General features: G+C 70.9%; 11 protein-coding genes. 4 read left to right on the forward strand and 7 right to left on the reverse strand.

Going from position 1 to position 9,926, the window contains the following annotated elements:
- Window positions 1-166 precede the first annotated feature (166 nt).
- Window positions 167-1,039, forward strand: a complete 873-nt coding sequence (locus tag ACSDR0_RS26075; RefSeq protein ID WP_435291507.1) for a GDSL-type esterase/lipase family protein — start codon at window positions 167-169, stop codon at window positions 1,037-1,039.
- Between the two features lie 266 nt (window positions 1,040-1,305).
- Here the strand turns inward: ACSDR0_RS26075 and ACSDR0_RS26080 are convergent, their stop codons facing one another.
- From ACSDR0_RS26080 to ACSDR0_RS26100, 5 genes are all read right to left on the reverse strand, one after another.
- The gene (locus tag ACSDR0_RS26080) at window positions 1,306-1,911 is read right to left on the reverse strand and encodes a response regulator (protein WP_435291508.1); all 606 of its coding nucleotides are present in this window, start codon (window positions 1,909-1,911) and stop codon (window positions 1,306-1,308) included.
- The gene (locus ACSDR0_RS26085; protein ID WP_435291509.1) at window positions 1,908-3,083 is read right to left on the reverse strand and encodes a sensor histidine kinase; all 1,176 of its coding nucleotides are present in this window, start codon (window positions 3,081-3,083) and stop codon (window positions 1,908-1,910) included. The genes ACSDR0_RS26080 and ACSDR0_RS26085 overlap by 4 nt, the downstream gene beginning before the upstream one ends.
- Window positions 3,084-3,105: 22 nt before the next feature.
- Window positions 3,106-3,831 (reverse strand): ABC transporter permease, encoded by a 726-nt coding sequence (locus ACSDR0_RS26090; protein WP_435291510.1) that lies wholly within the window; start codon window positions 3,829-3,831, stop codon window positions 3,106-3,108.
- On the reverse strand, window positions 3,831-4,769 hold the full coding sequence (locus ACSDR0_RS26095; protein ID WP_435291511.1) for an ABC transporter ATP-binding protein: 939 nt from the start codon (window positions 4,767-4,769) through the stop codon (window positions 3,831-3,833). The genes ACSDR0_RS26090 and ACSDR0_RS26095 overlap by 1 nt, the downstream gene beginning before the upstream one ends.
- 265 nt (window positions 4,770-5,034) lie before the next feature.
- Entirely contained in the window at window positions 5,035-5,781 is a 747-nt protein-coding gene (locus tag ACSDR0_RS26100; protein ID WP_435291512.1) for an alpha/beta fold hydrolase, read from the reverse strand.
- A gap of 81 nt (window positions 5,782-5,862) precedes the next feature.
- Between ACSDR0_RS26100 and ACSDR0_RS26105 the strand changes: the two genes are divergently transcribed.
- Both ACSDR0_RS26105 and ACSDR0_RS26110 read left to right on the forward strand, forming a co-directional pair.
- Entirely contained in the window at window positions 5,863-6,822 is a 960-nt protein-coding gene (locus ACSDR0_RS26105) for a helix-turn-helix transcriptional regulator (RefSeq protein WP_435291513.1), read from the forward strand.
- Between the two features lie 150 nt (window positions 6,823-6,972).
- On the forward strand, window positions 6,973-7,776 hold the full coding sequence (locus tag ACSDR0_RS26110) for an inositol monophosphatase family protein (protein ID WP_435291514.1): 804 nt from the start codon (window positions 6,973-6,975) through the stop codon (window positions 7,774-7,776).
- A 46-nt stretch (window positions 7,777-7,822) separates the two neighbouring features.
- Here the strand turns inward: ACSDR0_RS26110 and ACSDR0_RS26115 are convergent, their stop codons facing one another.
- A complete protein-coding gene (locus tag ACSDR0_RS26115) occupies window positions 7,823-8,848 on the reverse strand; it encodes a hypothetical protein (RefSeq protein ID WP_435291515.1) in 1,026 nt (341 codons plus the stop codon).
- Window positions 8,849-9,091: 243 nt separating this feature from the next.
- Here ACSDR0_RS26115 and ACSDR0_RS26120 point away from each other — a divergent pair, with 243 nt between their 5' ends.
- Window positions 9,092-9,256 (forward strand): hypothetical protein, encoded by a 165-nt coding sequence (locus ACSDR0_RS26120; protein WP_435291516.1) that lies wholly within the window; start codon window positions 9,092-9,094, stop codon window positions 9,254-9,256.
- A 72-nt stretch (window positions 9,257-9,328) separates the two neighbouring features.
- On the opposite strand, the gene ACSDR0_RS26125 is transcribed toward ACSDR0_RS26120, so the two are convergent.
- A partial coding sequence (locus ACSDR0_RS26125; RefSeq protein ID WP_435291517.1) for a DUF6000 family protein occupies window positions 9,329-9,926 on the reverse strand: 598 nt, incomplete at its 5' end.

Genomic DNA, 9,926 nt, shown 5'->3' on the forward strand with positions numbered 1-9,926 from the left:
TGCCGGAAACTGAACGTGTTCGACGGTGGTTCTCCCGCGAGCACACCCGCCACGCGGTGTCAAGAAAACCAAGGCACTCGGTCAATGGACCCTACCGTCCTGGCCTGCGGTGATACATCCGAAGCAGACGCGATCTCTCAGCGGAGGTGTCATGCTTCGCACGACTGTGACAGCATTCACAGGGCTGGCCGCTCTCACGACCGCCTGGGTGGCCCCGGCCGAAGCCGCCCGGACGGCCGAACCCTGGCGGCCGGTGGTCATGGCCGCGCTCGGCGACTCCATCAGCGCGGGGTTCAACGCCTGCGGCTGGTACCTCACGTGCGCCTCGCGCTCATGGTCCACCGGTGACCACGAGAGTGTCCGGAGCCAGTACGTGAGGCTGCGCGCCCTGGACACGGCCGTCGCCGGGAACAACGTGAACCTCGCCGTCCCCGGGTCCACCAGCGCCGACCTCGCCGGGCAGATGGTCCGGGCCGTCAGCCGGCGTGCCGACTACGTGACGGTGCTGATCGGCGCCCAGGACGCCTGCGTGTCCGAGGAACGGCTGATGACTCCCGTGGCCGTCTACGAGAGGCGGGTGGCCGAGGCCCTGGCGCTGTTCCGTGCCGGGCGGCCGGGCGGCCGGGTGTTCGTGGCGAGCATCCCCGACGTCAAGCGGCTGTGGCAGATCGGCAGGAGCAATCCGGTGGCGCGCGGCTTCTGGGCGGTGGGCCGGATCTGCCCCACCATGCTGGCGCGGCCCAGCTCGAACTCGGCGGCCGACCGGGCGCGCCGCGACCGCGTGCGCGCCCGGGTGGCCGCTTACAACACCGCGCTCGCCAGGGTCTGCGCGGTGTACGGCCCCGCCTGCCGGTTCGACGGCAACGAGGTGTTCAGGCAGCGGTTCACGGTGGGCCACCTCAGCAAGTGGGACTACTTCCACCCCAACGCCGCGGGCCAGAAGCTGATCGCGGAGAAGACCTACGCGATGATGCGCGACTGGCTCACCGAGGGCGCCACGGAACCCGTTCCCGCCCCGGCCCCCGCGCCTGTCCTCTGACCCCGCGCCCGTCCTCTGACCACGCCCCGTCCCCCTGGCCCCGCCACCGTTCCTCTGGCCCCGCCACCGCCGTGACCCGGCAGCCGGCGACGGCCGTCACGGCCGTCACCGGCGTCCCGTGCCAGTGGTCCTCCGATCCCGCCACCGCCGTGGCGGGTTCCGAGGGGACCGCGGGCGGGGCCGGTTTCGTTTTATGACCCCGCCGCCGTGACCGGTTCCTCCTCGCGGGCGGTCCGCTCCGAGGGAGGCGAGCCGGGCACGGCGGTTCAGAGCCAGCCGTTGTGCCGGGCGGTGCGGGCGGCCTCGATGCGGTTGCGGGTGCCGGTCTTGCCGATCGCGGCGGACAGGTAGTTGCGTACCGTGCTCTCCGACAGGCGCAGCCGCCGCGAGATGTCGGAGATCGTCGCGCCGTCGGCGGCCGCGGCCAGCACGTCCCGCTCGCGATCGGTCAGCGGGCTGGCACCGGCGCTCAGCGCGGCGGCGGCCAGCGCGGGGTCGATCACCTTCTCGCCCGTCAGGACCCGGCGGATCGCCTCGGCGAGCTCCTCGACCGGCCCGTCCTTGACCAGGAACCCGGCGGCGCCCGCCTCCATCGCCCGCCGCAGGTAGCCGGGCCTGCCGAACGTGGTCAGGATCAGCACCCGGCAGCCCGGCAGCCCGTCCCGCAGCCCGGCCGCGGCGTCCAGGCCGCTGGTCCCCGGCATCTCGATGTCGAGCAGGGCGACGTCGGGGCGCGCGGTGAGCGCGGTGGGCACGACCTCGTCGCCCCTGGTGACCGTGGCGACGACCTCGATGTCGTCCTCCAGGTCGAGGAGCAGGGCCAGCGCGCTGCGCATCATGCCCTGGTCCTCCGCCAGCAGCACTCTGATCATGGAAGCGTCACCCTCAGCAGGAAGCCGTCACGGTCGCGGGTCTCCAGCGTCCCGCCAAGCGCGACGACCCGCTCGGTCAGGCCGCGCAGGCCGTTGCCCGGAGGGCTCCCGCCGCGCCCCCGGCCGTCGTCACGGATCTCCAGCGTCGTTCCCTCCAGAGTGATCTCGCAGGTGCGGGCGGCGCTGTGGCGGACCACGTTGGTCACCCCCTCCCGCACGGCCCAGCCCAGCAGGGCGTCGGCCTCCGGTGCCGGACGTTCCTCGGTGACGGTGACGGTGGCGGCGATGCCCGCGTCGGCCAGGGCCGTGCGCGCCGAGTCCAGCTCGGCGGCCAGCCCTCGTCCCCGGTAGCCGGTGACCGCCGCCCTCACCTCGGTCAGCGCCTCCCTGCCGACGGCCTCGATGTCGGCCGCCTGCCGCGCCGCCGCCTCGGAGTCGCGGGGGGCCAGCCGCCGTACGGCCTCCGCCTTGACCACCATCACCGACAGGGTGTGCCCGAGCAGGTCGTGCAGGTCGCGGGAGAAGCGCAGCCGCTCCTCGGCCACCGCGACGCGGGCCAGCTCCTCGCGGGTCTCCTGGAGCTCGGCGATCACGGAGAACAGCTTCAGGACGATGCTGACCACCAGGCCGCCGGTGGTCGTCCCCCAGGTGGCCAGGGAGATGTTCGCCCAGCTCGCCCCCGCCCGCCACATCACCACGACCAGCGCGAGCGTCAGCGCCGTGAGGAGGAAGTAGACGGACCTGCCGCGCAGCACGGCCCCGCAGGCGATGGTCATCAGCGGCGCGAGGTAGAACCAGTGGTGCGCGAACCCCGCCAGCAGCAGGAAGGCCACCACCAGCAGCCCGGCCAGCGCCACGGTCGCCGCGCGCCGCCGGTCGCGGAAGGAGAGCCGGATGCACAGCACGTACAGGACGGCGAAGGCGGCGACGCCCAGCGCGGCGGGCGGCGCCGGTCGCACATGCCCCGCCGCGAGGTCGCTGAGCGGGGGGTAGACGATCAGCAGCCACGGGTAGAAGGCGAGCTCTCCCGGTCCGCCCCTCCGGGTCCTCTCCGGCCCCTCCCGCTTCGCGGTCCCCTTACCCTCCCGGCCCGCCACCTCCGGCACCGTCACTCCCGGAATCTCGGACCCCGCCCTCATCGTCTCCCGCGGCCCTTCCGCCTTCCCGCTCATCCGGTCACTCCTATCACGCGACTCACCGCACGCGCCCCGCCCTGCGGTAGCCGTACACCGCCAGGATCCCGAAGGCGACCAGCCAGCCGGTCAGGATCAGCGCCACGCCCACCCCGGGGGCCTCCCCGAAGGCGACCTTCCTCGGCAGGTCGGCGTAGCCGAAGCTCGGCGCCCACTCCGCGACGGCCTTCAACCAGGAGGGGAAGCCCTCCGTGGGCAGCCACAGCCCTCCGACGATCGCCAGCGCCATGTTGGCCGCGATGTTGAGCACGGCGGCGGTCTGGCCGCTGAACAGGTAGCCGAAGGCCAGGCCGAGCAGGGTGAAGGGCAGGGAGCCCGCCCAGAGCAGGAGCACGATCGAGATCCACTGCCAGGCCTCCAGCCGCACTCCGTTGAGCAGCGTCGCCGCCAGGCACACCCCGGCGATCGCGGGCAGCACCACGAGCATGCCGGTGCCCGCCTTGCCCGCGACCACCCGTACCGGCGCCAGGGGAGTGATCCGCAGCTGCCGCAGCCAGCCCGCCGTCCTGTCCTCGGCGATGCCGGTGCCGTTGTTGAAGGCCGAGCCGATGGCGCCGAAGGCGGCCATGTTGACCATCACGTAGAGGGAGGCCCAGGTGTGGTCGTCACCTGTCACGCCGAGGTTGGTGAAGATGAGGTACATCGTCACGGGCATCGCGAAACCCATGATCACATATCCCGGGTCGCGGAGGGCCCTGGTGACCTCCAGGCGGATGTATCCGAACATCAGACGTCCACCTCCGTCAGTCCCGCCTGGCCGGGGGCATGTTCCGGTTCCGGGTCCGGTGCCGGCCCTGTCAGCGCGATGAAGGCGTCCTCAAGCGCGGCGGGGACGACCTCGAGGTCTCGTACGGCTCCCGCCGCCGCCAGCGCCACGACGGTGGCGTCGGCGTCGCGGGTGCGCAGGTGGGCCCGCCTGCCCCGGATCTCCACCGAGACGACCCCGGGCAGGCGTTCCAGCGGGGCGGTGTCCCCGGTGGCGGCGACGCTGACCGTGGACAGCGCGACCAGGCGTTTGATCTCCCCGCTGGTACCGTCGGCCACGATCCGGCCCCTGTCGACCACCACCACCCGGTCGGCGTACTCGTCGGCCTCCTCCAGGTAGTGGGTGGAGAAAACGATCGTCCTGCCGCGTGCGGCGAAGGCGCGCATGTTCTCCCAGAACTCCCGCCTGGCCCGCACGTCCAGCGCCGCGGTCGGCTCGTCCAGCAGGATCAGCTCGGGGTCTCCGATCAGCGCGAGCGCGAAGCGGACACGCTGCGCCTGGCCGCCCGACAGCCGCTCCACCCTGCGACCGGCCAGCCCTTCCAGCCCGGCGGTCGCCAGCACCTCCTCCAGGGGGAGCGGTGCCCGGTAGGTCCCGGAGACGAAACCGACCAGCTCGCGGACCGTGGTCCGGGAAACGAGGCCGCCCTCCTGGGGCATCGCCGCCAGCCGCCCGCTCCGGATCGCGGCCTCAGGGGTGTTCCCGAAGACGCGCACCGTCCCGGAGTCGGGAGCCAGCAGCCCGAGCAGCAGGCCGATGGTGGTCGATTTTCCCGCGCCGTTGGGACCGAGCAGGGCGACGGTCTGCCCGGCGGGGAGGTCAAGGCTGAGACCGTCCACGGCGCGCACCGCCCCGAAACGTTTGGTCACGTCCCTGAGGGACACCGCGTCATTTGTCATGGGTACGACGCTATGGAGGGCAGGTGATCCGCAGCAGATCCATCGATACGGAACCACCCATGACAAATGTCCTCCCGGGACCCCGGAGCCCCGCCCTCTCCGTCTTCCAGAGCTCAGCGGAACCCGGGCAGGGTCGCGCGGGTGCCCCGCCCTCGTCATCCGATCGATGGTTGACGCTCATGAGCGGCGCACGGTCGCTCGGGCGCCCCGCCCTCCCGGACACCGGGCTTCCCGGAACCCCGGCAAGCTCGGTGCCCCGTCCTTCTCAGCCCGCCAGCGCGGCCAGCGCGGCGGCGGTCTCCTTCGGCCTGGAGAACATCGGCCAGTGACCGGTCGGCACCGCGGCGAAGCTCCACTCGGGCCCGGCGAGCGCCGCGAAGAAGGGATGGCCGGAGGCGATCATGGCGTGCACCTGCTCCAGCGGGAACGAGCACGCGACGAGCGTCTTGGGCAGCGCGTCCGCGCCGCCCTTGAGCACCAGCGGCTGGGTCATCGTCCCGTACGGCTGCGGGGTCGCGCGGGAGGCGAACCACTCGCGCTCGGCCTCGCCCAGCCCCTCCAGGCCGGCCCCGGCCCGCTCCTGCTCCTGCCAGGAGGGGAGAGGGTAGCCCACCCCGCCGCCCCGCTCGGTGACCCGCTCCTCGATGAACGCCCGCCACTCGGGCTCGGTGAGGTCCAGCTGGGTCATCCCGTCGGCTGGCGGACCGCTGTCGACGTAGACGATCCGGGCGACGCGCTCGGGAATCCGGTCGGCCGCGCCGGTGACCGGGGCGCCGGCACCGCTGTGGGCGACGAGGATCACCTCGGTCAGGTCCGCGAAGACGACGGTGTTGACGATGTCCTGGATGTGGGTCTCCAGGTCGACGTCTGGGCCCGCCAGGTGGACCCTGTCGCCGAGGCCGGTGAGCGTGACCGGGTGAACGTCGTGCCCGGCCTCGCGCAGCGGCCCGGTGACCCTCTCCCAGGCCCACGCGCCGAGCCAGAAACCGGGGACCAGGACGTACGTGCTCATGGTGTCTCTCCTCTGTTCGTCTGGTTTCACCCTAGAATCGAATCCGGACAGTATCGATCCTGATTTTGAAGGGAGTTCCGAATGACCGCCGCCCGGGTGCTCGCGCTGCTGGAGCTGCTGCAGGCCGCCCCCGGCCTGACCGGCCCCGATCTCGCCGCCAGGCTTGAGGTGGACGAGCGCACGGTCCGCCGCTACGCGGTGAGGCTGTCGGAGCTCGGGGTGCCGGTCCAGGCCGAGCGGGGCCGCCACGGCGGTTACCGGCTGCTGCCCGGCTACAAGCTTCCGCCGCTCATGCTCACCGACGACGAGGCCACCGCCGTGGTGCTGGGGTTGCTGGCCGGGCGGCGGACCGGGCTGGCGGTGGGGGAGGCCGCGACCGAGAGCGCGCTGGCCAAGATCCAGCGGGTGCTCCCGCGCCCGCTGCGCGAGCGCGTCGACGCGGTGTCGGAGACGCTGGGCCACACCGGGAGCGCGGCGCCGAAGACGAGCACCCCGAAGGCGGGACCGCTGCTCGCTCTCGCCGACGCCGCCCGGCGCCGGGTCACCGTCCGGCTGGCCTACCGCTCCTGGCGCGGCGACGCCTCCGAGCGCGATCTGGACCCGTACGGCATCGTCTTTCACTCCGGCCGCTGGTACGTCGCCGGGTTCGACCACGGCAGCGGGGAGGTCAGGACGTTCCGGGTGGACCGGGTGGCGGGCGCCACGCGCACCGAGCGGGGCTTTTCGGTGCCCGACGGCTTCGACCCGGTGGCCCACGTGGTCGGATCGCTGTCGGCGGTGCCGTACCGGCACGAGGTCAGGGTGCTGCTGGAGACCACTTTGGAGGAGGCCGCCGCGCGGATCCCCGCGACCACGGCGACCCTGGCCGAGACCGCCGGCGGGGTGCTGCTGGTCACCAGGGCCGAGCGGCTGGACGGGATGGCGCAGATGCTCGCCGGGCTCGGCTGGCCGTTCACCGTGATCGCCCCCGCCGAGCTGCGCGACGAGGTCAGGGCCCTGGCCGCCCGCCTCGTCGCCTCCGCCGACGCCTCCCGGTCCTGACCTCGGCCATCTCGATTGCAAGGCCAAAACCGGCGCCCGGCCGCCGACAGCCGTGTGAGCCTCGTACCTGGCCGCGAAGCAACCGCATGCGGGCCACACGCCCGTCGATCCCGCCGATCGAGCGGTGGAGATCGCGTCTATCCTGTCCGCATGCCGATCACGGACGAGGAAGTGGCCCTCGCGGCAGCGGGAACGGGAGCCGTCGTCGTAAGAGCCATGTACGGTGCGTCGCTGGAGCGCTTCGCGAAGACCGCGACCGACTTCGCCACCTCCGCCGACATTGACGCGGAGAACGCCATCATCGACGTCATTCGCGCCGCCAGGCCGGACGACGCCGTGACGGGCGAGGAGAGCGGGCGCGTCGGCTCGGCCGGAGCGGAACGCATGTGGCTGGTCGACCCCCTGTGCGGCACGCTGAACTACGCCGCGCGCACCACGCTGGTCGCGGTGAACGTCGCCCTGCGCGTCGGCCCGGACCTCACGGCGGCCGCCTCGGCCGACCCGTTCGCCGACGAGGTGTTCTGGACGGATGGCGATCGCGCCTACGTCCGCCGCGACGGGGTGGACGAGCAACTCGTGCCGTCGTCCGAGTCACGGCTGGTGGACCTCAACCTCGACCCACCCTTCCCGAACGACCCGGACTTCCAGGTGGTCCGATTGCTCGCCGACCCCGGGTTCACCGAGCGCTTCCACGCGCGCGTCCTGTCCACCTCCCTGGCGCTGGCCTGGGTCGCCGCCGGTCGGCGAGCCGCGTACGTCACCGACGGCCACTCGCACGACAACGTGCACTTCGCCACCGGAATCGCGTTGTGCCAGGCCGCCGGGTGCGTGGTGACGGGCATCCACGGCCAGCCCCCGCACACCGGCGCGGGCGGCCTCGTCGTATCGGCCGACCACGAGACACACGCTGCACTGCTCGAAGTCATCGGCGATCAGTTCCCTGCGGCTCCGTGAGTACCGGACCGTGCAGGGCGTGGTCTGCCGTTCGATGCCGCTGCTTCTACGGGACGCATTCCCCGATCCCGTGGCCGCGATGGCAACGGGGATCCCAGTGAGGACCGTGACGCAGCAGCGAGGCGGCCAGGTCGGGGTGGGCGGCAGCCCAGACGTCGTCGAAGACGAACCACTGGCGGTAGCCGGAGTGGTTGTCGACATGGATGCTCATCTGAGCCACGTGCTCGCTCTGCCGGATGATCGTGCGGTGCGGATCGCGGCCCCGGGAAGGCGCGAACCCCTCCAGCAGGCGTAGCGCGATCTCGTGTGCCTGTTGGTGAGCGCCATATGTTTCCGAGATGTCCTGCTCGAAGTCGGGCCAGCGGTTGCAGCGCTCCAGGGCCGGCCCGATCTCGTCCTCACCGGGTGCGACCAGGGCGCGCAGGACTGCCAGCTCCCCGGACCACTCGTCGATCGGGGCGTCTGTCTCCCGCAGGGTCGTCGCGAGCTGGGGTAACCGGATGCCAGGAAAGCACGCCGGCATGTTCCAGCCCATGCTGTCGAAGGTGCTGTAGAAGGTCAGCACGACCGCGTAGGTCGCCCCTTCACCTCCGGGCGGCACGGGCGTCGCGGTCCAGGTCGCCACCGGAGAGGTGAACGGCCGGTCGGCGGAGAAGCCGGGAGGGACGTCGGGGAGCTCCCATCCGTCATGCAGCAGGTAGGCCCAGCGCTCCGGCTCGGCGGCCACGAGAGCGTCCTCGACGAAGAAATAGGCCAGCATGACGTCGTCGTCATCGGTGAGCACCCGCACGCTGTGCTCGTCGACCCGCAGCTCCTCCTCGACGTAGAGGTGCTCCTCCAGCAGGCGGTGCAGCTCCTCAGTGCTCCGGGGCGCGGGCAGCCCGGTCTCGAAGATGGTGGACAGTCCGTAGACGCTCGCCCCGAGTTCGCGCGTGACACGCTCGTAAGCGTCGCCGCTTCCCGCCTCGTCCCAGACCCTGCGGAACCAGTCGAGCACCGTCGCGTCGGGAAAGTGCCGCACCAACCTGCCGGAAGGGCCCTCGTAGACGCTGCGGTAGATGAAGAAGACCATGCCGCAGACCATCTCAGACGGTACTGACAGAACATGATCCGTCAGCTTGCCATGCTCCGCGGTCTCCCGGATGAGACGCCACCGGCGGCACCGGTTTTCAAGAGGGCTGCGTTCCGAGTAGCGGCGGGGGCTTCTACCGGGGTGAAAGTACCTCATAGCACTCACGCAACGAAGATCATCCTTTATGTATCCCGCACTGGTCGGTCGTTGCCACAATGGCGTGGAGATCGAGAGGGTGACGCCGTGGAGGACTACAAACGCGCTCTCATCAACCAAATGGCTGCGCGGATCGACCTGTACGACTCGGGCGAGATTTCCTTACCCAAGCTGGCCGAAGATCTTCGCGGTCTGTTCGAGGCCGCAGATCCGCGCGAGCTGAGCATTAGGGACTCGTTCGAGTATCCATGATTCCCCGCGAGTCCCCTTTGGTCACCCTTCTGACGGGCACGCAACGGGCACGCCGTCTGGACTGGGGCCGCTCTAGCGTCCAACGTGGGCGATCGTGCCGTCACCTCCGCTTATACAGTCGTCGGCGAACCGGCACAGGCGATCGATCCAGCGTTTCGGCTCGGTGGGGTCGACGTTGAGCTCCTTCAGCCATGACTGTTCCCAGAGACCGCCCGAGACGAAGAACCGGGCAGCATGGTCAGTTCCTAGGCGCTCGTCCAGATGCAGGAGCGCGCCCATCGCCCAGGACTGGTCATAGCGGCACTCCGGACGAGGAAGGTAGTGATCGAGGTAGTCGATGAGAGGTCCTGTGTCCTCCGCCCTCCCCAAGCGGGCGAACGCGAAGCAGTATCCCTTGCCTGCATAAGGGCCGCCGCTTTCCAAGAGCAGTTCGCCAAGCTTGTGATGGAAGCGAGTGCGGCGGTCAAGACCTATTAGGTAGGCGGCGACGAGACGGGGGCGCCAGTCCCAGCCCAGCAGTGTGCCAAGTTCGTCATCGGTGATCTCCTGCGCGTCACTCGCGATCGACCGGGCGAACACGGCAAGTTCGGGTCTAGTGCGGTGACCACGTACGTTAGCCGGGTTGATTGATCGGCTGACGATGGAGGCGTACTGATCTCGCTGTGGGTTA

Source organism: Streptosporangium sp. G11, from assembly GCF_051192615.1.
In the GTDB taxonomy this organism is placed as follows: Bacteria; Actinomycetota; Actinomycetes; order Streptosporangiales; family Streptosporangiaceae; genus Streptosporangium.

Excerpts from the sequence above, each read along its gene's own strand:
- ACSDR0_RS26080 (WP_435291508.1), bottom strand. The coding sequence starts at position 1,911 with ATGATCAGAGTGCTGCTGGCGGAGGACCAGGGCATGATGCGCAGCGCG.
- ACSDR0_RS26085 (WP_435291509.1), bottom strand. The coding sequence starts at position 3,083 with ATGAGCGGGAAGGCGGAAGGGCCGCGGGAGACGATGAGGGCGGGGTCC.
- ACSDR0_RS26090 (WP_435291510.1), bottom strand. The coding sequence starts at position 3,831 with ATGTTCGGATACATCCGCCTGGAGGTCACCAGGGCCCTCCGCGACCCG.
- ACSDR0_RS26095 (WP_435291511.1), bottom strand. The coding sequence starts at position 4,769 with ATGACAAATGACGCGGTGTCCCTCAGGGACGTGACCAAACGTTTCGGG.
- ACSDR0_RS26100 (WP_435291512.1), bottom strand. The coding sequence starts at position 5,781 with ATGAGCACGTACGTCCTGGTCCCCGGTTTCTGGCTCGGCGCGTGGGCC.
- ACSDR0_RS26105 (WP_435291513.1), top strand. The coding sequence starts at position 5,863 with ATGACCGCCGCCCGGGTGCTCGCGCTGCTGGAGCTGCTGCAGGCCGCC.
- ACSDR0_RS26110 (WP_435291514.1), top strand. The coding sequence starts at position 6,973 with ATGCCGATCACGGACGAGGAAGTGGCCCTCGCGGCAGCGGGAACGGGA.
- ACSDR0_RS26115 (WP_435291515.1), bottom strand. The coding sequence starts at position 8,848 with ATGGTCTTCTTCATCTACCGCAGCGTCTACGAGGGCCCTTCCGGCAGG.